We start from the raw sequence: 22,773 nt of genomic DNA on the forward strand, positions 1-22,773 counted from the left end.
AGATTCAGTCGGTGTTGATCGGTGCGGGTCCGAGCGTGCTGCAGTAGTCGGTCACGGTCGGGCGTGCGCGCGCGGGTCGGCGCGCCGCCACCGTGCCCACGCTCAGGAAACACAGGGCCTGTTCACCGGCGCTCAAGCCGAAGCGCCGGCGCAGCGCCGCAGAGCCCAGTGCCTTGCCGCTCGTGAGTGCCGAGCCATGGCCCATCGCGGTGGCCATGAGCAGCATGTTCTGCACCGCGCAGCCGGCCGAGAGGATGCGCTCGGGCAGGTCCACCGCCGGGTCGCCGCGATCGCCGTCCACCACCACCAGCAGCAGCAAGGGCGCACGGTGCGCCTTCTCGCGCGCCTGGTCCAGCTGGGCGGGTGTGGCTGCGGCATCGCGCTCGCGCAGGGCTTGCGCAAACACCTCGGCCAGCGAGGCGCGCTCGCTGCGCGGCACGATCACGAAGCGCCAGGGCAGCAGCTGGCCGTGGTCGGGCGCGGCGGCGGCCGCCCCCAGCAGGGCCTGCAGCTGGTCCGCGTCGGGGCCAGGGGCCAGCAGGCGTTTGGGCAGCACGGTCTGGCGCGCGTGGATCAGGTCGACCGCGGCGCGCACGCACTCGCGTTCCACTGCATCGGGCTCGCAGGCCATGGGCGACAGGCGCGTGAGCTGCGCGGTGTTCATCCACACACCCCGAGATGGCCGCACTGCGTGCAGTAATCGCAGCCGTCCTTGCGAATGACCGCGTGCGCACCGCACTCGCCACACTTCTTGCCGGGCATCATGCCGGGCGTGGTGGCCACCACCACCGGGGCTGGCGGGACTGCGGACGTGACCCCCGCGCGCTGTGCGATCAAGGTCTGCACCGCAAAGGCAATGGCGGCCACCACCGAGTCGTGCCACATCGGCACATGGGTGCCGTCGGCTTTCTGGTGGGTGCCCATGCGCACCGGTCCACGGTCCCACACCACCTTGCGCATGTCGCGCAGGGCGCGCTCCAGAAAACCGCCGCGTGCGGCCAGCGAGAGCAGGCGCATGCTGGACGACACCCACTGCTGCGACTCGCCGCTTTGCCCCACCGGCATGAAGAATTCGATCGCGCGCTCCACCGTGCCCGCGCCGTCGGCCGTGGGCACGGGCAGGAACGACACCAGCAGGTAGAGCGTCTGGTGGCCCTCCTGCGTCCAGTATTCGATCTTGTCGGCCACCGCCGGCAAGGCACCTGGTGGCCGGCTCTCGATCACCGTGCGCATCGGGTCCACCGTGGCCACGCTGGCGGTGGTCTCGGGCGTGGGCCCGGTGTCGAGCACCGAGCCCAGGATGGCGTTGGGCCGGTAGGTCGCCAGACCCTTGAGCTGCGCGCGCCAGGCCTGCTGGTACAGACCCTTGAAGTCGTCGTACGGGTAGTCGGCCGGCACGTTGACCGTCTTGGAAATCGCGGTGTCCACAAAGGGCTGCACCGCCTCCATCATGGCCAGGTGGTCGCCCGCCGACATGGCCAGGGCGTTGACGAAGTACTCGGGCAGTTGCGCCATGTCGCCACCGAGCTCGCGGTAGAGCCGCCAGGCGTGGTCTTCCACCGCATAGTCGGTGGTGCTGCCGTCGGCCTCGCGCTTCTTGCGCCGGTACATCCAGGAAAACGGCGGCTCGATGCCGTTGGACGCGTTGTCGGCAAAGGCCAGGCTGACCGTGCCGGTGGGCGCAATCGACAGCAGATGGCTGTTGCGGATGCCGTGCGCGCGGATGGCGTTGCGCAACGCCTCGGGCAGCCGGCTGGCGAAGGTGCCCTCGGCGAGATACCCGTCGGCGTCGAACTTCGGGAACGCGCCTTTTTCCTGCGCCAGTGCCACCGAAGCCGTGTAGGCCGCATCGCGCATGCGCTCGGCGATCCGGGCCGCCAGTGCGCGACCCTCGGCGCGGTCGTAGCGCACGCACAGCATGGCCAGCGTGTTGCCCATGCCGGTGAAGCCCACGCCGATGCGCCGCTTGGCCGCCGACTCCTCGCGCTGCTGCGGCAGCGGCCAGAAGGTCACGTCGAGCACGTTGTCCAGCGCGCGCACCTGCAGCGCCACGGCCGCCTCGAAGGCCTCGAAGTCGAAGGCGGGCAAGCCGCCGAAGCCGAAGGGGCAACGCACGAAGCGCGGCAGGATCACCGGGCCGAGGTCGCAGCAGCCGTAGGGCGGAAGTGGCTGCTCACCGCAAGGGTTCGTCGCTTCGATCGATTCGCAGTAGCGCAGGTTGTTGTCCTGCTGGATGTGGTCCAGGAACAGGATGCCGGGTTCGGCGAAGTCGTAGGTGGAGCGCATCACCGTGTCCCAGAGTTCGCGCGCACCCAGGCTGCGGTAGACCCACAGGCCGTCGGCGCGCTGGTGGGCGCCCTGGGCCAGCAGGGCCGTGCCCGGGCGGGCGCGGTGCACCAGCTCCCAGGGCTGGTCGTCGGCCAGTGCGCGCATGAAGGCGTCGCCCACGCCCACCGACACGTTGAAGTTGTTCCAGCGCCCCGGTGTGCGCTTGGCGGTGATGAACTCGATCACGTCGGGGTGGTCGATGCGCAGCACGCCCATCTGCGCACCGCGCCGCGCGCCGGCGCTCTCCACCGTGGCGCACGACTGGTCGAACACGTTGATGTAGCTGCACGGGCCCGAGGCCAGCGAAGCCATGGTCTTGACCTCGGCGCCGCGCGGACGGATGCGCGAGAAGTCGTAGCCCACACCACCGCCACGGCGCATGGTCTCGGCGGCTTCGCGCAGGGCTTCGTAGATGCCGGGGTAGCCACCGTCGTCCAGGCCCTGGATGCAGTCGCCCACCGGTTGCACGAAGCAGTTGATCAGCGTGGCCTGGATGGACGTGCCGGCCGCGCTCATGATGCGGCCCGCCCCGATGGCGCCGGCCTGCAGGTTGTCGAAGAAACGCTGCTCCCACAAGGCCCGGTCGGCCTCGGGTTCGACCGAGGCCAGCGCACGCGCCACGCGGCGGTAGATGTCCTGCTCGCTGGTCTCGCCGTCCTTGAGGTATTTTTCTCTCAGCACGTCCAGCGTGATGGGTTGCTGGCCGGTGGCGTTGGGGGTGTTTTTGATCGCGTCGCGTTTCATGTGCCTGTTTCCTCGGGTTGGCTGGCCAGGGCCGGGCCGCTGGATTCCATGGTGCACCTTTTCCCGGAGCGCGCAAGCGCCTGCCATCGCGTGCCGGGGGTGAACTCAATCGACAATGACTTGGCCATCGTGTTCCACATAGGGCTGGTACGGCCCGGTGCCGCTGTTGGAGGCTACCGACGCCGCGACGAAGTCGCCTTGCTGTGCATCAAACACATGCACATCGCCGTCTTCGATCACGTAGTGCCAGCCGTGCAGGGTGAGCCGGCCGGCCTCGACCTCGCGCCGCACCATCGGATAGCCCATCAGGCGTTCGAGCTGCAACACCACGGCGCGCTGCTCGGTGCGTCGCATCGATTCGGCACAGGGCTGCACCGGCAGCAAGGCCTCGTCGATCAGCTTGAGCCAGGCGGTCAGTGCCACCGCCTCGGCGGGCGCGCCCTCGTAAGCGGTGCGGATCGCCCCGCAGTGGCTGTGGCCGCAGACCACGATGCGTTCCACATGCAGGCTGAGCACGGCGAATTCGATGGCGGCCATCGTTCCATGCAATCCGTGCGACTGGTCATGGGGCGGAACGAGTGCGCCCACGTTGCGCACGATGAAAAGTTCACCCGGACCGGCGCCCGTGAGCAGGTAGGGCACCAGGCGCGAGTCCGAGCAGCCGATGAACAGCGTCTTGGGATGCTGGCCCTCGGCCACCAGGTCCTGAAAGCGCTGCTGATGCCGCGGGAAATAGTCGGAGCGGAAATGCCGCAGGCGCAACAGCAGCTCGTCCGCTGATGCGCCGGCGGCGGGCCCACTCATTGAACAAGAGGGGTATCGGCCCCTTCCAGCTCGACGCCTTCCACGTCTGCCTGGCCCACCAGCAACTGCATGTACTGGCGCAGCGCCGTGGCCTGCGACTGCAGGGCCAGCCGCGCACCGATCTGCGCCTGCAGTTCGGCGAAGTCCGGCAGGCGCCCGGGTTCGCGCGCCAGCACCTCGACGATGTGCAGGCCGAAGCGGCTGTGCACCAGGCGCGGGTGCAGGCCCAGCGCCTGGATGGCGTCGTTCTGCAGGAACAGCGCCTTGGCCAGCTCGGGCGCGCAGTCCTGCGGCGTGATCCAGCCGAGGTCGCCGCCCCGGGCGCTCGACGGGCAGTTGGAGAGTTCGGCTGCGAGCTGCGCGAAACGGTCGATGGACACACCCTGGCGCGAGAGTTCCAGCAGCGCGGCTTCGGCGCGCTGGGCCAGCGCGTTCACCGGCACGCCCGGCGTGACCGCGAACAGGATGTGCCGCACATGCAGCGCCTGGCCCACCACGAAGCGCGGCTTGTGCGCCTCGTAGTGGCGCCGGCATTCGTCGGGGCCCGGCTCCGGTGAATGCACCTCGGCTTCGAGCAGCGCCTCGATCGCACGGCGCGTGGCTTCATCGGGCTCGGGCGCGTCCAACCCGGTGAAGCGCGGCAGCAGCCCGGCGCTCACCGCCTGCTGGCGCAGCAGTTCGGTACAGGCGCGTTCGCGCAGGGTCTGCTCGTCCAGCACCTCACCGGCCGCGTGCAGCGCGATGCCGTTGATGCGGGCGATCTCGACCGGGGCCGCGACGTGCTGCGGGTCTTTGCAGGCGCAGGCACTGCTGCCGCAACCCGACGAGGGGGAAATGTCCTGGCTCATGAGGGTCTCCGGTGGGGGGTGCATCAGCGGGGCTTGGAAGGCTGGGCCGGGTTGGTCGGATTCACCGGCACGCCCAGGCGGCGGCTGCGCACCACCTGGTAGGGCCGCACGAGGTAGGCCACGCTGGCGAAGCCGCTCCACACATGCACCAGCCGCGAAAACGGAAACAGCAGGAAGATCGTCATGCCCAGCACCATGTGCACCTTGTACGGCCAGTCCAGCGCGACGAGGGCAGACGCTTCAGGGCGGAAGGTCACGATGCGCTGAGCCCACTCGGCCAGCACCAGCATGGCGCTGCCGTCCGAGTGCGAATACGAGTAGGGCAGCGTGATCAGGCCCAGCACCAGTTGCACCCAAAGAATGATCAGGATGGCGAGATCCGTGCGGTGGCTGGTGAGGCGGATGCGCGGATCGAAGATGCGCCGGTGCAGCAGCAGCGACAGGCCCACGAAACAGATCACGCCGGCGGTGCCGCCGGCATAGATCGCGATGCGTTGTTTGACCGAGGCATCCATGAAGCCTTCGTAGAAGAAATGCGGCGTGAGCAGGCCCACGAAGTGGCCGAAGAACAGGAACAGGATGCCGATGTGGAACAGGTTGCTGCCCCAGCGCAGCTGGCCCTTTCGCAGCAGCTGCGACGAATCGCTTTTCCAGGTGTACTGGTCGCGGTCGAAGCGGGCCAGGCTGCCCATGAAGAAAACGGCCAGGCAGATGTAGGGATAAACGCCGAAGAGGAAGTGGTGCAGTGAGGTCATGCCTGTGCTCCTGATGGGGATGAGGGGTGACGACCGGTGGCCGCCTTCACGATGCGGATCGGTTGCGGCTGGCCGGGTCTGGCCTGGCCTTCGGTGGAGCAACCACCAAACACCTCGGGCTCGGCCCAGCTCTCGTCGATACCGGGGTCGGCCGCCACCGGCACCGGCTCGGCCTTCTCGCCGGCGATCTCGAGCACGGCGGCCAGCACGCTGGCGTAGGGGCTCTGGCGCTTGAGCAGCGCGCTGAAGATCACCCGCACGATGTGGGCGCTCTCGCCAAGAAACTCGCGCGCCACCGTGGCGGGCTGGGTGGAGGCGAACTCCAGCAGCACGCTCAGGTGGTCGGGCAGCTCGGCCGGGCCGAAAAAGAGGCCGGCCTTCTCGTAGGTCTGGATCAGGTCGATCATGGCCGGGCCCCGGTCGCGCGAATCGCCGAGCACGTGCTCGAACAGGTGCAGCGCGGTGCTGCGTCCCCGGTCGAACAGTTCCACGTAGTCGGCTTCGACGTCGAGCGCCGGCTGCTGGCTCAGGTGCACCAGCAAGGCGTCGAGTTCAACCAGCCGCGTGGGCGGCAAGGCGGCCTCGGAATGCAGCGCCTTGCGCAGGTCACAGGCGTGCTCGCGCAGCTCGGCGGTGGGGTAACGCAGCAGATGGGCGAGCACACGCAGCGTGTGCACGGCGGGCTTGGGGGGAGAAGAGAAAAATGACATGTCAGTGCTCCACCGCGCCGAAGCGCAACCTGCGACGAATGAGACGGTCCAACCGGGAGATACCGTCGGGCCGGCTTTGCCGGACGACAGGTATCGCCCCCTTGAGGGGGTAGCGCGAAGCGCTGCGGGGGTGCTTCATTTCTAGACCCCCGCCTTGATCGGAATCGTTCGTTTCTTCTCGCTGCCGAAGAGGCTGGTTTCCGTCTGCCCTTCCGAGCAGCCGTTGCCGAACGTGAAGCCGCAGCCGCCCTTGATGTTGAAGGTGTTCTCGGCGTATTCGCGGTGGGTGGTGGGAATCACGAAACGGTCCTCGTAGTTGGCAATGGCCATGGTCTGGTACATGTCCTCGACCTCGCGCACGCCCATGCCGACCTGGTCGAGCACGTCCTGGTTGATCACGCCGTCCACGTGTTTGGCGCGCTGGTAGCTGCGCATGGCCAGCATGCGTTCGAGCGCACGAACCACCGGCGCGGTGTCGCCGGCGGTCAGCAGGTTGGCGAGGTACTTCACCGGAATGCGCAACTGGCTCACATCCGGGATCTCGCCGTTGCCGCCCAGGTGCCCGGCGTTGGCCGCGGCGGTGATGGGCGAAAGCGGCGGCACGTACCAGACCATCGGCAGCGTGCGGTACTCGGGGTGCAATGGCAGCGCCACTTTCCAGTCCACCGCCATCTTGTAGACCGGGCTGTGGCGCGCGGCCTCCAGCCAGTTGTCGGGGATGCCGTCGGCGCGCGCCTGGGCGATCACCGCCGGGTCGTGCGGGTCGAGGAACAGGTCGATCTGCGCCTTGTAGAGATCCATCTCGTTGGGCACGCTGGCCGCTTCCTGGATGCGGTCCGCGTCGTACAGCAACACACCCAGGTAGCGGATGCGACCCACGCAGGTTTCGCTGCACACGGTGGGCTGGCCGGCCTCGATGCGCGGGTAGCAGAAGATGCACTTCTCGGCCTTGCCGCTCTTCCAGTTGTAGTAGATCTTCTTGTAGGGGCAGCCGCTGACACACATGCGCCAGCCGCGGCACTTGTCCTGGTCGATCAGCACGATGCCGTCTTCCTCGCGCTTGTAGATCGAGCCCGACGGGCACGAGGCCACACAGGCCGGGTTGAGGCAGTGCTCGCACAGGCGCGGCAGGTACATCATGAAGGTGTTTTCGAACTCCCCCACCATGGCCTTCTGCGCGGCTTCGAAGCCGTTGAAGTTGGCGTCCTTGCTGCGCTTGGCGAATTCGCCGCCCAGGATCTCCTCCCAGTTCGGGCCCCACTCGATCTTCTCCATGCGCTTGCCGGTGATCAGGCTGCGCGGGCGCGCGGTGGGCGTGTGCTTCATCTCCGGCGCCGACTGCAGGTGGTCGTAGTCGAAGGTGAAGGGCTCGTAGTAGTCGTCGATCTCCGGCAGGTGCGGGTTGGCGAAGATCTTCATCAGCAGCTGCCACTTGCCGCCCTGTTTGGGCACGATGGATCCGTCGGCACGGCGCGTCCAGCCGCCCTGCCATTTCTCCTGGTTCTCCCACTCTTTGGGGTAGCCGATGCCGGGCTTGCTCTCGACGTTGTTGAACCAGGCGTATTCGACCCCGGGCCGGTTGGTCCAGACGTTCTTGCAGGTGACCGAACAGGTGTGGCAACCGATGCACTTGTCCAGGTTGAGCACCATACCGATTTGTGCGCGTATTTTCATGATGTGTTGTCCTTGTTCAGCCGGCGTTCCGGTGCGAAGGTTTTGGTCCAGGGAACACCGTGGAACCGGCTTTGCCGGGCCACTGGTGTTGCCCCCTTGAGGGGGTGACGCGCGGAACGCGCGGCGCGGGGGTGGTCCACATGACTAAGGGTTTTCGCCTTGCGATTGGTAGGCGCGGATCAGGTGGTCGTCGGCCGGTGTGTCGAGCCAGTCCACCTTGTCCATCTTGCGCACCACGACGAACTCGTCTCGGTTGGTGCCGATCGTTCCGTAGTAGTTGAAGCCGTAGCTGAGCTGCGCGTAGCCGCCGATCATGTGGGTCGGCTTGAGCACGATGCGGGTGACCGAGTTGTGGATGCCGCCGCGCACGCCGGTGATCTCCGATCCCGGGGTGTTGATGATCTTTTCCTGCGAGTGGTACATCATCACCATGCCCGACTTCACTCGCTGGCTGACCACCGCACGCGCGGCCACCGCGCCGTTGATGTTGAACAGCTCGACCCAGTCGTTGTCCACGATGCCGGCGCTCTTCGCATCGTCTTCGCTCAGCCAGACCACGGTGCCACCCCGGTTGAGGGTGAGCATCATCAGGTTGTCGCTGTAGGTCGAGTGGATGCCCCACTTCTGGTGCGGCGTGATGAAGTTCAGCACGATCTCCGCGTTGCCGTTGGACTTGATGTTGTGGATGCCTGAAGTCGCCTTCATGTCCACCGGCGGGCGGTAGCTGCCCAGGCCCTCGCCGAAGGCGATCATCCAGGGGTGGTCCTGGTAGAACTGCTGGCGGCCGGTGAGGGTGCGCCATGGAATGAGTTCGTGCACGTTGGTGTAGCCGGCGTTGTAGCTCACCGTCTCGCTCTCGATGCCGCTCCAGGTCGGGCTGCTGATGATCTTGCGCGGCTGCGCCTGGATGTCGCGGAAGCGGATCTTCTCGTCCTCGCGGTGGATCGCCAGATGCGTGTGGTCGATGCCGGTCTGTTTGCCCAGCGCTTCCCATGCCTTCACCGCCACGTGGCCGTTGGTTTCGGGGGCGAGCTGCAGGATGACCTCGCAGGCGTCGATGTCGGTCACGATCTTCGGCATGCCCTGGGTCACGCCTTCGTCGAGCGTGGTGCCGTTGAGCTGGCCGAGTTGCTCCACCTCGGTGCCGGTCTTCCAGCCGATGCCCTTGCCGCCGTTGCCCAGTTTCTCGAGCAAGGGGCCCAGCGCCGTGAAGCGCTTGAAGGTGTTCGGGTAGTCGCGCTCCACCACGGTGATCTGCGGCGCGGTCTTGCCGGGAATCAGTTCGCAATGGCCCTTGCGCCATTCCTTCACCTCGAACGGCTGCGCGAGTTCACCGGGGGTGTCGTGCATGATGGGTGTGAGCACCACCTCCTTCTCCACCCCGAGGTGGCCCACGCAGACTTCGCTGAAGGCCTGCGCAAACCCCTTGTAGATCTCCCAGTCGCTGCGGCTCTGCCACACCGGGTCCACCGCTGCCGAGAGTGGATGGATGAAGGGGTGCATGTCGCTGGTGTTGAGGTCGTTCTTCTCGTACCAGCTCGCGGTGGGCAGCACCACATCGGAATACAGGCAGGTGGTGCTCATGCGGAAGTCGAGCGTGACCAGCAGGTCGAGCTTGCCCTGGGGCGCGTGTTCGTGCCACACCACCTCTTCGGGCTTGGCATTGTGGCTGGCGCCGGGCCGCCCCAAGCCAGCCGCCCCCTGGGGGGAGGCGCGAAGCGCATCGGGGGGGGCATGTTCACTGCCAAGGTCTTTGCCCTGCACGCCGTTTTCGGTGCCCAGCAGGTGCTTGCAGAAGTACTCGTGGCCCTTGCCGCTGGAGCCCAGCAGGTTGCTGCGCCACACAAACATGTTGCGCGGCCAGTTCTGCGGCGCGTCCGGGTCTTCACAGCTCATGGCCAGCGTGCCGTCTTTCAGCGCGCGCACCACGTAGTCCTTGGCGTCCAGCCCTGCGGCGGTCGCGTCTTTCACCACCTGCAGCGGGTTGGTCTTGAGCTGAGGCGCGCTGGGCAGCCAGCCCATGCGCTCGGCGCGCACGTTGAAGTCGATCATGCTGCCGCCGAACGCGGCCTTGTCGGCCAGCGGGCTCACGATCTCCTCCATGCCGAGTTTCTCGTAGCGCCACTGGTCGGTGTGTGCGTAGAAGAAGCTGGTGCTGTTCATCTGGCGTGGCGGGCGCGCCCAGTCGGTGGCAAAGGCCAGCGGCACCCAGCCGGTTTGTGGGCGCAGCTTTTCCTGGCCCACGTAGTGCGCCCAGCCGCCGCCGCTCTGGCCGATGCAGCCGCACATCATCAGCAGGTTGATCACGCCGCGGTAGTTCATGTCGGCGTGGTACCAGTGGTTCATGGCCGCACCGATGATCACCATCGACTTGCCATGCGTCTTGTCGGCGTTGTCGGCGAACTGCTGTGCCACGGTGATGACCTGGTCGCGTGGCACGCCGGTGATGCTCTCCTGCCAGGCGGGTGTGTAGGCGGCGTTGTCGTCGAAGTCTTTGGCGCCACTGCCCAGACCACGGTCGATGCCGTACTGCGCCACTTGCAGGTCGAACACGGTGGCCACCAGCGCGTGGCGCTCGTCGCCGGCCTTGCCCAGACGCAGGCGCACGGCCGGCACGCGGGCGTGGTTGATGCTGCCGTTCTGCGCGTTCGGTGTGAAGTGCGGGGAGGCGTCGCCACCGAAGTAGGGGAAGGCCACGTCCACCACCTGCGTGTCCTGCTCACCGTCCTCGATCACCGAGAGCTTGAGCTTCACATCGGTGTCGCTGCGGGCCTCCTTCGCCTGCAGGTTCCACTTGCCTTCGTCGCTGCGTCCGGCTTCACCCCAGCGGAAGCCGATCGAGCCGTTGGGCAGCACGGCCTTGCCCTCGGTGTCGAAGGCCACGGTCTTCCACTCGGGGTTGTTCTTCTGGCCGAGCTGGCCGTTGAAGTCGCTGGCGCGCAGATAGCGGTCGGGCACCAGGGTTTTGGTGCCGTCGGCCAGCGTGTGTTCCTTCAACATCACGAGCAGCGGCAGGTCGGTGTAGCGGCGCGCGTAGTCGTCGAAGTAACTGCTGCGTGGCTTGCCACCGTCCGGAAAATAGAAGTTCTTCAGCACCACATGGCCCATGGCCATGGCCAGGGCCGCGTCCGTGCCCTGCTTGGGGTGCAGCCACAGGTCGGAGAGCTTGGCGACTTCGGAATAGTCGGGTGTCACGGCCACCGTCTTCGCGCCCTTGTAGCGCACCTCGGTGAAGAAGTGGGCGTCGGGCGTGCGCGTCTGCGGCACGTTGGAGCCCCAGGCGATGATGAACGAGCTGTTGTACCAGTCGGCCGATTCGGGCACGTCGGTCTGCTCGCCCCAGACCTGCGGGCTGGCCGGGGGCAGGTCGCAGTACCAGTCGTAGAAGCTCATGCACACGCCGCCGATGAGCGAGAGGTAACGCGAGCCGGCGGCGTAGCTCACCATGCTCATGGCCGGGATGGGCGAAAAGCCGATGATGCGGTCGGGTCCGTGCTGCTTGATGGTGTAGACGTTGGCGGCGGCGATCAGCTGGTTGACCTCGTCCCAGGTGCTGCGCACGAAGCCGCCCATGCCGCGCACCTGCTGGTAGTCGCGACGCGCTTCGGGGTTTTCGACGATGCTGGCCCAGGCGTCCACCGGGGTCTTGGCCACGTTCAACGCGGCGCGCCAGCGCTCCAGCAGTCTCCCGCGCACCATGGGGTACTTCACGCGGTTGGCGGAATACAGGTACCAGCTGTACGAGGCGCCGCGGGCGCAGCCGCGCGGCTCGTGGTTGGGCATGTCCCAGCGGGTGCGCGGGTAGTCGGTCTGCTGGGTTTCCCAGGTGACGATGCCGCCCTTGACGTAGATCTTCCACGAGCACGAACCGGTGCAGTTCACGCCGTGCGTGCTGCGCACGATCTTGTCGTGCGCCCAGCGGTTGCGGTAGGCGTCCTCCCAGGTGCGGTCTTCACCGGTGGTCTGGCCGTGGTTGCCCGAGAAGTTTTCCTTGGGCAGGGAAAAGTGCGTCAATCGGTCCAGAAAGTGGCTCATGGGATGCTCCGGTTGGGGTGTGTTGTTGGGGTCATTTGCTGTTCAATCGAATGCCGGTTCGGCTCGGGTTGCCGAGCTGCTCTTGCATGCTTGCTTTTGTGGGGGCCGAGGGCAGCGGGGTACACGGTTCCGTCCGTGTCCCCCGCCCTGCGGGCTCCTCCTTTACCTCCCGGAACCGTGCACCCCACTGCCCTCGGCTGCCTGCGTACCTGGTGCGCCATGACTGAAAACGTTTGTGCGCCCACATCGTTGGCGGACTCAGGACGGTGTGGCACTCCGCTTCGGTAGGTAAAGGAGGAGCCCACGCAGTGGGCGGGGGACACGGACGAAGCGGAGTGCCACGCCGGCCTGAGGCCCGAACACACAGTGCCCCGAAGTGACTGCGGCCCCACGCTCTTGAACTCCAACCTGAGTGACAAAGGAAGTGATTTCATGGGTTCTTGATCTCCGCGCCTTTGCGCAGGTAGAACCACCAGTTCAGCACCAGGCACACCGCGTAGAAGATGGCGAAGCCGTACATGGCGTACTGCGGTGTGCCGGCCTTGATCTGCGCGCCGATCACCACCGGCGCGATGAAGGCGCCGTAGGCGGCCACGGCCGAGGTCCAGCCGAGCACGGGGCCGGCCTGCTGGCGGTCGAAGATCACGCCGATGGTGCGGAAGGTCGAGCCGTTGCCGATGCCGCTGGCAAAGAACAGCACGATGAACAGGCCAATGAAGGCGGGGAAATATTGCTCGGGCGTGGCCGAGCCGTAGGCCTGCATCATCACGTGGCCCACCGCGGCGGAGGCCAGCACCATCACCGCCGAGATGACCTGGGTGACGATGGAGCCGCCCAGCTTGTCGGAGATCCAGCCGCCCAGGGGGCGCACGGCGGCACCGACGAAGGGACCGATCCAGGCGTAGGTCAGGGCCGACGGTGCATTCGGGTTTTTCAGCGTGTGCGTCATCACGCCAGCCGCGTCCGCCACGTGCTGGAAGCCGAAGATCACCGTGATGGCCAGCGGCAGCACCATCGAAAAACCGATGAAGGAGCCGAAGGTGACGATGTAGAGCGCGGTCAGCGACCAGGTGTGCTTGTTGCGGAAGATCGCGAACTGCTTTGAGACGTTTTCCTTCATGGCACCGAAGGCGGCCAGGCGCATCATGAGCAGCGCGAGGGCGATGTCCAGCGGGATGGCGACCCACATGTTCAGGATGCCCAGCCCGGTGGGGGCCGGCAGGTACAGCCAGAGCATGAAGATGGCCGGGACGAAGGCCAGGGTGTAGAGGTAGGTGACCTTGGCGAAGGCGACGAGGGGGTTGCCGGTGTCGGGCGACACGGTCTTCAGGTTGTTCATGCCGAACCAGCACAGGATCGACAGGGGCACCAGCGAGATCACCCAGGCGAAGCCGGCGTTCTGGATCCAGGTGGGCGTGCCGGCGGCGATCTTGCCGAAGATCCAGCCGCTGTCCTTCACCAGCGTCATCGACTCGCCGCCGAAGGCGCCCAGCAGGGGCAGTGTCATCACGAGCGGAATCACGATCTGCATCGTGGTCACGCCGAAGTTGCCCAGACCGGCGTTCAGGCCCAGCGCCGTGCCCTGCAGCCGCTTCGGAAAGAAGGTGCTGATGTTGGACATGCTCGAGGCAAAGTTGCCGCCGCCCACGCCGGACCACAGCGCCAGCAGCTGGAACGACCACAGCGGCCATTCGGGGTGCTGCAGCGCAAAGCCGGTGCCGATGGCCGGGGCCAGCAGCATGGCGGTGGTGAGGAAGATGGTGTTGCGCCCACCGGCCAGCCGCACCAGGAACGAGGCTGGTATGCGCATGGTGGCGCCCGAGATGCCGGAGATCGCGGTGAGCGTGAACAGCTCGGCCTGGGTGAAGGGGAAGCCCAGGTTGAGCATCTGCACCGTGATGATTCCCCACATGCCCCAGACGGCGAAGCCGCACAGCAGGGCCGGCACCGAGATCCAGAGGTTGCGGTAGGCGATGCGTTTGCCGGTGGTGTTCCAGAAGGTGTCGTCTTCCGGGCGCCAGTCGGCGATATCGGCGCCGACATTCTTTGTGTTGTTCATGGTGTTCACTGACAGACGTCAGCTCTGAAGGGAAAAAGGCTTGGCGTTGGCGCCCATGACCTCGGTCTGGCGCACCTCGGTCCAGTACATCCAGATCAGCGAGACCCAGACCACGCCGTACATCAGCATGAATGCGCTCGAGCGGATGCCGGTGAGGTCCATCAGCACGCCGAACAGGATGGGCAGCACGAAGCCCCCCAGGCCGCCGGCCAGACCCACGATGCCGCTGATGGCGCCGATGTTTTTCGGGTAGTCGTCGCTGATGTATTTGAAGACGCTGGCCTTGCCGAAGGCCCAGGCGATGCCCAGGATGAACATCAGGCCGGTGAAGAGGTAGACGTTGAGACCGATGTGGAACGTCTTCGGGCCGTCCACCGTGGCCACGGTGAAGTCGGTCTGCGGGTAGGACAGCAGGAACAGGCAGATCCAGCTCACCCACAACACCCACCAGGTGACCTTGTGCGCGCCGAACTTGTCCGACATCACCCCACCCACCGCGCGCAGAACGCCACCGGGCAGAGAGAAGCAGGCCGCCAGCAGCGCGGCCACGCGGATGTCCAGGCCGAACTCGCCCACGTAGTACTGCACCATCCACAGCGAGAGCGCCACGTAGCCACCGAACACGATGCTGTAGTACTGGCAGTACTTGAGCACCTTGGGGTCCTTCAGTGCCTTGAGCTGGTCCATGAAGGACACGTTGCTCGGCACCAGGTGGTCGGGGTTGCTGTAGGTGAACAGCCAGAACAGCACCACCGTGCCCAGCATGATGGCCGCGTACACCTGCGGCACCATGGTCCAGCCGAAGGCCACCAGCAGCACGGGGGCCACGAACTTGTTGACCGCCGCGCCCGAGTTGCCGGCGCCGTACACGCCCATGGCCATGCCCTGGCGGTTTTTCGGAAACCAGCGCGCCACATAGGGCGTGCCCACCGAGAACGAACCACCCGCGAGACCCACGAACAGGCCGATGGTGAGGAAGTGCCAGTACGCGGTGGCGTAGCTCATGAGCCAGATCGCCGGCACGGTGGCGGCCATGAGCAGGGCCATCACGATGCGGCCGCCAAAGCGGTCGGTCCAGATGCCCAGCGGCACGCGCACCAGCGAGCCGGTCAGCACCGGTGTGGCCATGAGCAGGCCGAACTGGGTGGAGTTGAGGTCGAGCGCCTTCTTGATCGGGATGCCGATGACGCCGAACATCATCCAGACCATGAAGCACACGGTGAAGGCCAGTGTGCTGACGAGCAGCACCGACCACGCTTTTTTGTCGTTGTTCAGTTCAGAGGCCATGATGTCTTTCTCCACGCGGGGCATGGCAAGACTGTCGGCTCTGGGCGCGCTGGTGGCTATCCGTCACCCGGGCGCGCGGGGCGGCTCTGAAGAACGATGGCAGGAGGACGCAGGGTGTCCGGAAGAACTAGCCCGGCCGGTTTGTGGCCGTCAGTTGACCTGCATCAATGCGCGAGAACGATGGTGACCAGCACGCTGGCGTCTTCCACGGCGAGCAGGCCGTGCGGAACGCCGCCGCGCAGAAACAGCATCTGCCCGGCCTGCAGCTGCTGCACGCCCTCGGGCGATTCGAAGTCGATCACACCTTCGAGGCACTGCACGGTGATCTCTCCCGGGACCTGGTGCATCGGCATGCCTTTGCCCAGCGGCAGCCGCAGCCGGATGACCTCAAGCTGCTCGGACTTGAAGAGGGCCACCGAGTGCGTGCTGAGCGCATCGCCCCCCTGGTTCATGAGGTTGGCGATTTCGCCCGAGTCGAGGTGGTGCAGGGCCATGGCGGTTTCCTGTGAACTATCAAGCGTGGCGGGCGGCGAACACGGCCGCCTGCACACGCGAGGTGAGGTGGAGTTTGCGCAGGATGTGCTGCACGTGGATCTTGACCGTGGTCTCGGCGATGTCGAGCTGACGGGCGATGTGTTTGTTGCTGTCGCCCCGTGCGATCAGGTGCAGGATCTCGAGTTCCCGGGCCGACAGCGAGGCGAGCTCGGTGTCCGGGGTGGTCGGGGGTGCTGCGGCCGAAGCGGCGTGGCCGTTGGCCGCCGGCTGCGAGCGCAGGGCCGACACCAGCTTGGTCGTCATCTCGGGGCTCACCACCGATTCACCCTCCATCACCTTGACGATGGCCTCGCACAGGTGGTGCGACTCGACCGTCTTGAGCAGGTATCCGTCGGCACCGGCCTTGAGCGCGGCCACCAGGTCGGCTTCGTTCTCGCTCACGGTGAGCATGAGCACGCGGCTGCCCGGTGCGGCTTCGCGCAGCGCGGGGATGGCGTCCACCCCCAGCACGCCGGGCAGGTGGTTGTCGAGCAGGATCACATCGGGCCGCTGGCGCGCCACGCAACGCAACGCCTCGCCCACGTCGCCCGCTTCGCAGGTCACCTTGAAGCGTGGGTCCTGCGCCAGCAGGGCCATCAGCCCGCGGCGGAACAGGGAGTGGTCGTCCACGACGAGCAACTGGATCGGGCGGGTGGAGGTGTCGGTCATGGAAGAAGGTGCTCGGTCGTGGGTGCGGCCGTCGGGCCGGCCGCGACCGGGTGGGGTGGCAGGGTCAGGGTCACGGTGGTGCCCTGGCCGGGTTCGGAGCTCACGTCGACCCACGCGCCGATGAGCGCGGCGCGCTCCCGCATGATCTTCAGGCCCACGTGGGAATCGCCGGGTGTGTCCGTCGCGTCGAAGCCCGCGCCGTCGTCGCGCACCCGAAAGCGCCAACGCGCGCCCTTGAACACGTCGAGCTGCACCTGGCCGGCCCCGGCGTGCTTGCGCACGTTGGAGAGCGACTCCTGCAAGACATGCAGCACCTGCACCTGCACATCGGCCGGCAGCGGCAGGCCGTGGCCCTCGACGTGCAGCTTCGCGCCCAAACCGGTCTGGTGCTGGAACTTCTGCAGCGTTTCCTGCAGCGCACGCTCGATGTCGTCGGTGTTGGTGCGGGTGCGAAAGTGCACCAGCAGTTCGCGCACGTCGTTGATGCTCTCGCGCAGGCCTTCGTCGAGCTCGTCGAGCGTGCCCATGACCCGTGCCTCCTGGCCCTTGCTCGCCGCGGTGCGCAGCAGCTGCACCTGGATCTTGAGGAAGGCCAGCGACTGCGCGATCGAGTCGTGCAGTTCGCGTGCGATCAGGGCGCGCTCTTCGCCCACCGCCGCCTCGCGCTCCAGCGCTGTGGCGCGCAGGCTTTCCAGCGCGTTGGCCAGGTGGCTGGCCAGCGCATCGAGCAACTCGGTCTCGCCCACGCTCAGGCTGGTGTGCGAGCGGTAGAACAGGTTGATCTCGCCGATGAGGCGCTGCTGCAGGCGCACCGGCACGCTGACCAGCGTCTCGAAACCGGCGCGCACGCAGTGGCGCACCTCCTGCTCGTCGTGGCTGCGGATGGGAATCACGCGGGTCCGTGCATCGGGCTGCAGGTTGCCGCAGGCGCACGCACCGGCCAGCAGGCTGCGCTCTTCTTCCACCATCTCCTGCGGAAAGCAGTCGGAGGCCAGCATCAGGTAACGCTGGCTGGCCTCGTCGCTCCAGCGCACCGCCACCGCGTCGGCCTTCACCACCGCGCGCACGCGCTGGGCGAAACCGCGCGAAAGTTCTTCAATGCTGCCCGCGTGGGCCATGAAGGCGCTGACCTCGTAGAGCGTCTCCAGCCGGGCGCGCTGGGCCTCGATGTGGCGGGTCTTGGTCTCCACCTGGCTCTCCAGACCTGCGTACATCGACTGCAGTGTGGAGGCCATGCGGTTGAACCCGGCTGCGACCTGGCCGAACTCGTCGTGCGTCTCGACGTCCACCCGCGCCTTGAAGTCGCCCGACTCCAGCCGGCGCAGGCCCTGGCGCAGATGGGCCAGCGGGTTGATCACATACATGTAGCCGGTGTAGAGCATCACCACCGCACCGGCGATGGCCAGCGCCATCATGATCATCTGGAACAGGTTGAGGATGGCGGTGTAGCCCGAGAGCTGTTGTTCGATCGCATGCACCAGGGCGTCGATGGCCTCGACAAAGGTGTCGGCGGCGGCCAGCGCCTGTGCCGGCTCGGGCGGTGTGTCCTGCAGCCAGAGCGGGCGCTGGTTCTGCCACAGCGCCTCCACCGTGGCGAATTCGCGCGCCACCGCTTCGTCCCAGGGCACGAAGAGCGGGCGGCTGGCATCGCCCTGGCGCAGCAGGGCCAGGCTCTGGTCGAACTGCTGCACCAGAGCGGCCACCTCGACCGGCGAGCGTTCGGCCTGGGCCACGCTGGTGAGCCGCCAGGTCTGCATGCGCATGCGCCCGGCTTCGTTCACCGCTGCGGCGCCGCCTTCGAGTTGCCAGGTGACCCACAGCGTCAGGCCGATCGAGGCCAGCGCCACCAGCAGCAGGCCGGCGCCGATGCGCACCAGTTTGGTCGACAGCGAAGCGGTGGACACCATGGGCGCAGGTTAGCGGCTTTCGCCGCCGGCAGATACCCGCGAGCGACGGGCAGCGACCTCGGGCGGGCGCGGCAGGCCGGGCAGAAAGTGCACGCGCTGGCTGCGCCCGCCCGCCGTGGGCGCGACCAGGTCGGCCAACGTCACGCCATCCAGCACCTCCAGGTAGCGGTCCATGGCCTCGCGCAGCGCCGTCTTCAGGCGGCAATGGCCGTCGAGCCGGCAACTGCTGTGCTCGGGGTCGAAGCACTCCACCAGGGTGAAGTCGCTCTCGGTCTGGCGCACCACCTCGCCCACCACGATGGCGTGCGCCGGCTTGAGCAGCCGCAAGCCGCCGCCGCGCCCGCGCGTGGTCTCCAGCAGCCCCAGGCCTGAGAGTGTCATCACGATCTTGGTCAGGTGGCTGCGCGAGATGCCGTGCGCCGCGGCGATCTCACCGACGGTGGCACGCTGCTCGCGCTGTTCGCTGGCGGCGCAGTACATCAGAACGCGCAGGCTGTAGTCGGTCCAGTGGGTCAGTCGCATGGCACATCCTCCTCATGACCGATGTCCGTGTGGATGGTCTGAATATTCATCTTGCATGAATTTTATCCGTTAATATATTCATACCGTATGAACATTCAAGGAGCCTCGTCATGAACACCGCCCTCACCGCTGAAGACACCCTGGACCGCGCCCGGCAGCCCATCGGCCAGATCGCCGTCGAACTGCCCGGCTCCACCGCCGTCTTTCGACGCCTCAAGCTCGACTTCTGCTGCGGCGGCCAGATCGCCCTGCAGCAGGCCTGCGACAACAAGGGCCTGGCGGTGGACGCGGTGCTGGCCGAACTGGCGCGGCTCGAGCGGCCGGCAGCCGCACCCGTGCCACAGGCGCCGGCCGAGATGATCGACCACATCCTCACCCGTTACCACGCCGTGCACCGCGAACAGTTGCCCGAGCTGATCCGCATGGCGCGGCGGGTGGAGGCCGTGCACCGCGATCATCCCGATGTGCCTGCAGGGCTGGCCGGGCAGCTCGAAGCCATCGAGGTCGAGATGCTGGAGCACATGGCCAAGGAGGAGACCATCCTGTTTCCCATGCTCAAGGCGGGCGGGCGCGGCATGGCCGTGCACCCCATCGGCGTGATGCGCGAGGAGCACACGAACCATGGCGGGCAGCTCGATCGCCTGATGGCGCTGACCCACGATGCCACGCCGCCCCAGGGTGCGTGCAACACCTGGCGTGCGCTGTACGCCGGCATTCATCAGTTCGCCGACGACCTGATCGCGCACATCCACCTGGAAAACAACCAGCTGTTCCCGCTGTTCGAGCCCCGGCGCGCCGCCTGCTGCTGAGGCAGCCCGACAGCGGATCGCGCTGACTCAGGTCCGGGCGCGGCGCGCGAGAACCTCGAACGCCGGCAGCGTCTTGCCCTCGAGCACTTCCAGGAACGCACCACCGCCGGTGGAGATGTAGCCCACGTCTTTTTCGATGTCGTACTTGGCGATGGCCGCCAGGGTGTCGCCACCGCCGGCGATGCTGAACGCGCTGCTTTTGGCAATGGCTTCGGCGATCACCCGGGTGCCGTTTTCGAAGGCGGCGAACTCGAACACGCCGACGGGGCCGTTCCACACGATGGTGCCGGCCTTCATCAACTGCTCCGCCAGCTTGGCCGCGGTCTCGGGCCCGATGTCCAGGATCAGGTCGTCGTCGGCCACCTCGGTCGCGGCCTTCACCGTGGCCACGGCATCGGCGCTGAAGGCCTTGGCGGTCACCACGTCGGTGGGGATCGGCACCTCGGCGCCACGCGCCTTCATGGCATCGATCACCGCCTTCGCCTCGTTCACCAGATCGGCCTCGGCCAGGCTCTTGCCGATCTTCAGGCCGGCCGCGAGCATGAAGGTGTTGGCGATGCCGCCACCCACGATCAGCTGGTCCACCTTGCTCGAGAGGCTTTTGAGGATGGTGAGCTTGGTGCTGACCTTGCTGCCGGCCACGATGGCCACCAGCGGGCGCCTGGGCGCGAGCAGGGCCGCTGCGATGGCGTCCATCTCGGCCGCCAGCAGCGGGCCGGCACAGGCGATCGGTGCGGTCTCGGCGATGCCGTAGGTGGTGCCTTCGGCGCGGTGCGAGGTGCCGAAGGCGTCGTGCACAAAGATGTCGCACAAGGCGCCGAGCTTCTTCGCGAGCTCGGGGCTGTTCTTCTTTTCGCCCACGTTCAGGCGGCAGTTTTCCAGCAGCACGACTTCACCCGGTGCCACCGAAAAATCACCATCGACCCAGTTGGCCACCAGGCGCACCGGGCGGTCCATCAGCGTCGAGAGGCGCGCGGCCACGGGCTGCAGCGAGTCTTCGGGTTTGAACGCGCCTTCGGTGGGGCGGCCCAGGTGCGAGGTCACCATGACGGCGGCGCCCGCGTCCAGCGCCATCTGGATCGCCGGGATGCTGGCGCGGATGCGGGTGTCCTCGGTGATGCGTCCCGCGTCGTCCTGCGGCACGTTCAGGTCGGCCCGGATGAAGACGCGCTGGCCTTGGACGCGGCCACTGGAGCAGAGATCGGAAAAACGGATGAAGGACATGGTGCGAAGGAGTTGGGTGGGTGAAGTGCAGGCCCGCCCATTGTAGGAAAGACCCCACCCCGTGCGAACCGCGCCCGGGCCGCGGGTCTCAGTCGTCGTCATCGTCGTGTCCGGCCTGTCCCTGGAGCAGACCGCTCCAGGTCTGAGCCGACACCAACCCTTTGGGCGATTGCTGCCACTGCCAGGCGCCGAACGCCAGCACCGCAGCGAGCAACAACACCGCCAGCCAGATGCGGTTGTGCTTCACCAGGCTCGGGCCCGGACCCTCGACGCGCCCGGTCAGCATGGGCAGCGCCTGGTTCTTGCGGCGCAGCAGACTCAGACCCGCGATCAGCGCAATATGGCCGAGCACCACCATCAGGAAGGCCTCGCCGAAGAACTCGTGCACGTCTTCCAGCCAGCCGCCCCAGTCGTTGTAGCTGCCGTAGCCGCTCAGCGTGAGTGGCACCACCATCACCAGCAGCGCGAACACGGCGAGTGCCATCAGCAGGTTCTGGCCCTGGCGCCAGTTGATGGCCCCCCAACCCGCCGCGGAGGTGAGCGAGCGCAGCCAGGCCGGTGCGCCGGCGAGCTTGCGCCAGAGCTGGCCCAGACCGGCCTGTCGTGGTCCCAAGAGGCCGTAGAGCACGCGAAACGCGAGCAGCCCGGCCAGGGTGTAGCCGAGGGTGACGTGCAGCAGGCGCCAGCGCTCACCGTCGGCGGTGATGTACGCGCCCAGGAAGCTCAGCGCGAAGAGCCAGTGGAACATGCGCGTGGGCGCGTCGATGACCAGCCGCGTGGGCGCTGACAGGGCGCGTGCTGGCTCGGGGCGGGCGGTGGTGTTGAAGTCGGGTGCGGTGTGCATGGTCGTCTTTCAGGCGTTCAGTCGTTCCAGCCGCGGCGCAGGCGTGCGTCCAGCCCCGGCGGGATGCGCAGGTGGTCGTCGTCGAACCGGCCCTGGTTGGCACCGGTGTGGCAGGCGGCGCAGTTCGCCGCACTTTTCACACTGGCGTGCTTCCACACGGCAGGGTCGAGCTGGCGGTGCTTGCGCTCGAACCAGGCGGAGCGCGTGATGCGGTCCTGCGGGGGTTCTTCGTTCACGCGCTTGTATGTGCCCGCGTGGGTTTGCAGCCACTGGCCGAGCTGGGTGACTGTGGCGGCATCCAGCGAGGCGTCGGTACCGTAGTGCTTGTCGAGTCCGCTCATGACACGCTGCCACGAGCGCGCCGGCAGCATGCCCGGCGGGTAGGCGGTGTGGCAGGCGGCGCATTCCTGAGTGTAGGCCTGCGGCACGGTGCGCGGCATCATCGGCCCGCTGTCGGCGTGGGCGGCGGTCATGCCCAGGAGGGCGAGGCTCAGGGTGGCGAAGAGGGTTTTCATCGGGCGACTTTCAGGGTTTGAGGCTGAGCAGGTACGCCATCACATCGGACTTCTCGGCCGCGCTGCATTCGCGGCTGAGCACGTCCTTGCAGTTGCGGCGGAACCACTTGTCCGACTTGGCGGCATCGGTGAAGGCCTTGGCGTTGAAGGCCGGCGCCAGGGGTGCGATGGGCTTGGCGGTGCTGGCGTGTTCGCCCTGGCGGGTGGGCGGTGTGCCGTGGCACGAGGCGCAGGACCACTCACCTCCATGGCGCTGGTTGAAGAAAGCCTGGCCCCTGGTTGCACTGCCCGGTGCGCCGGCTTGTGTGCTCCAGCGGCCGAGCTGTTCGCCCGGCGTGGTGTCGCCGGCGTGGGCGGCCACCGCCGCGAAGACCAGCAGCGCAAGGGCTGCGAGACGGGAAGAATGGAATGTTTGGTTCATGGCGTGCAGAAAGGGATGGGGGTGAAGGCATCTTGCGAAACCCCGGCTGTACGGAACCTGAAGCGCGCGTTCATCGGGCGTTCA

Annotated in this window: 19 protein-coding genes; 1 reads left to right on the forward strand and 18 read right to left on the reverse strand. The window is 67.0% G+C overall.

All coding sequences use genetic code 11. The features are described 5' to 3' along the window. Positions 1 to 4: 4 nt before the first annotated feature. From QUV35_RS05090 to QUV35_RS05150, 14 genes are all read right to left on the reverse strand, one after another. Complete coding sequence (locus tag QUV35_RS05090) at positions 5 to 631, reverse strand: nitroreductase family protein (RefSeq protein WP_300871525.1); 627 nt, start codon at positions 629 to 631, stop codon at positions 5 to 7. Positions 632 to 660: 29 nt separating this feature from the next. Next, a complete protein-coding gene (locus QUV35_RS05095) occupies positions 661 to 3,072 on the reverse strand; it encodes an adenosylcobalamin-dependent ribonucleoside-diphosphate reductase (RefSeq protein ID WP_300871352.1) in 2,412 nt (803 codons plus the stop codon). A gap of 105 nt (positions 3,073 to 3,177) precedes the next feature. Beyond that, the gene (locus QUV35_RS05100) at positions 3,178 to 3,876 is read right to left on the reverse strand and encodes a carbonic anhydrase (protein ID WP_300871354.1); all 699 of its coding nucleotides are present in this window, start codon (positions 3,874 to 3,876) and stop codon (positions 3,178 to 3,180) included. After that, the gene (locus tag QUV35_RS05105) at positions 3,873 to 4,724 is read right to left on the reverse strand and encodes a peptidylprolyl isomerase (protein WP_300871356.1); all 852 of its coding nucleotides are present in this window, start codon (positions 4,722 to 4,724) and stop codon (positions 3,873 to 3,875) included. The genes QUV35_RS05100 and QUV35_RS05105 overlap by 4 nt, the downstream gene beginning before the upstream one ends. Positions 4,725 to 4,747: 23 nt before the next feature. Further along, positions 4,748 to 5,479 (reverse strand): respiratory nitrate reductase subunit gamma, encoded by a 732-nt coding sequence (gene narI, locus QUV35_RS05110; protein WP_300871358.1) that lies wholly within the window; start codon positions 5,477 to 5,479, stop codon positions 4,748 to 4,750. Then, positions 5,476 to 6,189 (reverse strand): nitrate reductase molybdenum cofactor assembly chaperone, encoded by a 714-nt coding sequence (narJ, locus tag QUV35_RS05115; RefSeq protein WP_300871359.1) that lies wholly within the window; start codon positions 6,187 to 6,189, stop codon positions 5,476 to 5,478. Before narJ ends, narI begins: the two co-directional genes overlap by 4 nt. Positions 6,190 to 6,330: 141 nt before the next feature. Next, positions 6,331 to 7,863: a nitrate reductase subunit beta gene (narH, locus tag QUV35_RS05120; protein ID WP_300871361.1), complete on the reverse strand. Its 1,533-nt coding sequence runs from the start codon at positions 7,861 to 7,863 to the stop codon at positions 6,331 to 6,333. 144 nt (positions 7,864 to 8,007) lie between these two features. Beyond that, positions 8,008 to 11,898: a nitrate reductase subunit alpha gene (locus QUV35_RS05125; protein ID WP_300871363.1), complete on the reverse strand. Its 3,891-nt coding sequence runs from the start codon at positions 11,896 to 11,898 to the stop codon at positions 8,008 to 8,010. Between the two features lie 430 nt (positions 11,899 to 12,328). After that, complete coding sequence (locus QUV35_RS18885) at positions 12,329 to 13,957, reverse strand: MFS transporter (RefSeq protein WP_366945395.1); 1,629 nt, start codon at positions 13,955 to 13,957, stop codon at positions 12,329 to 12,331. Between the two features lie 18 nt (positions 13,958 to 13,975). After that, positions 13,976 to 15,244 (reverse strand): nitrate/nitrite transporter, encoded by a 1,269-nt coding sequence (locus tag QUV35_RS18890; protein WP_366945396.1) that lies wholly within the window; start codon positions 15,242 to 15,244, stop codon positions 13,976 to 13,978. 164 nt (positions 15,245 to 15,408) lie between these two features. Further along, positions 15,409 to 15,738: a hypothetical protein gene (locus QUV35_RS05135; RefSeq protein WP_300871364.1), complete on the reverse strand. Its 330-nt coding sequence runs from the start codon at positions 15,736 to 15,738 to the stop codon at positions 15,409 to 15,411. Between the two features lie 19 nt (positions 15,739 to 15,757). Continuing rightward, positions 15,758 to 16,447, reverse strand: a complete 690-nt coding sequence (locus tag QUV35_RS05140) for a response regulator (RefSeq protein WP_300871365.1) — start codon at positions 16,445 to 16,447, stop codon at positions 15,758 to 15,760. Beyond that, positions 16,444 to 18,354, reverse strand: coding sequence for a type IV pili methyl-accepting chemotaxis transducer N-terminal domain-containing protein (locus QUV35_RS05145; protein ID WP_300871366.1), 1,911 nt, complete (start codon positions 18,352 to 18,354; stop codon positions 16,444 to 16,446). The genes QUV35_RS05140 and QUV35_RS05145 overlap by 4 nt, the downstream gene beginning before the upstream one ends. A gap of 9 nt (positions 18,355 to 18,363) precedes the next feature. Then, positions 18,364 to 18,876 (reverse strand): Rrf2 family transcriptional regulator, encoded by a 513-nt coding sequence (locus QUV35_RS05150; protein WP_300871367.1) that lies wholly within the window; start codon positions 18,874 to 18,876, stop codon positions 18,364 to 18,366. A 110-nt stretch (positions 18,877 to 18,986) separates the two neighbouring features. Here QUV35_RS05150 and ytfE point away from each other — a divergent pair, with 110 nt between their 5' ends. Further along, a complete protein-coding gene (gene ytfE / locus QUV35_RS05155) occupies positions 18,987 to 19,685 on the forward strand; it encodes an iron-sulfur cluster repair protein YtfE (protein ID WP_300871368.1) in 699 nt (232 codons plus the stop codon). A gap of 27 nt (positions 19,686 to 19,712) precedes the next feature. Here the strand turns inward: ytfE and QUV35_RS05160 are convergent, their stop codons facing one another. The 4 genes from QUV35_RS05160 to QUV35_RS05175 form a co-directional block, all read right to left on the reverse strand. Then, positions 19,713 to 20,909 (reverse strand): phosphoglycerate kinase, encoded by a 1,197-nt coding sequence (locus tag QUV35_RS05160; RefSeq protein ID WP_300871370.1) that lies wholly within the window; start codon positions 20,907 to 20,909, stop codon positions 19,713 to 19,715. Positions 20,910 to 20,997: 88 nt separating this feature from the next. Further along, positions 20,998 to 21,753, reverse strand: coding sequence for a cytochrome b/b6 domain-containing protein (locus QUV35_RS05165; RefSeq protein ID WP_300871371.1), 756 nt, complete (start codon positions 21,751 to 21,753; stop codon positions 20,998 to 21,000). A gap of 17 nt (positions 21,754 to 21,770) precedes the next feature. Next, positions 21,771 to 22,268, reverse strand: coding sequence for a diheme cytochrome c (locus tag QUV35_RS05170; RefSeq protein WP_300871373.1), 498 nt, complete (start codon positions 22,266 to 22,268; stop codon positions 21,771 to 21,773). A gap of 10 nt (positions 22,269 to 22,278) precedes the next feature. Beyond that, positions 22,279 to 22,689: a DUF1924 domain-containing protein gene (locus QUV35_RS05175; protein ID WP_300871375.1), complete on the reverse strand. Its 411-nt coding sequence runs from the start codon at positions 22,687 to 22,689 to the stop codon at positions 22,279 to 22,281. Positions 22,690 to 22,773 lie beyond the last annotated feature (84 nt).

Origin of the sequence: Hydrogenophaga sp. (genome assembly GCF_030373225.1) — a bacterium.
GTDB lineage: Bacteria > Pseudomonadota > Gammaproteobacteria > Burkholderiales > Burkholderiaceae_C > Hydrogenophaga.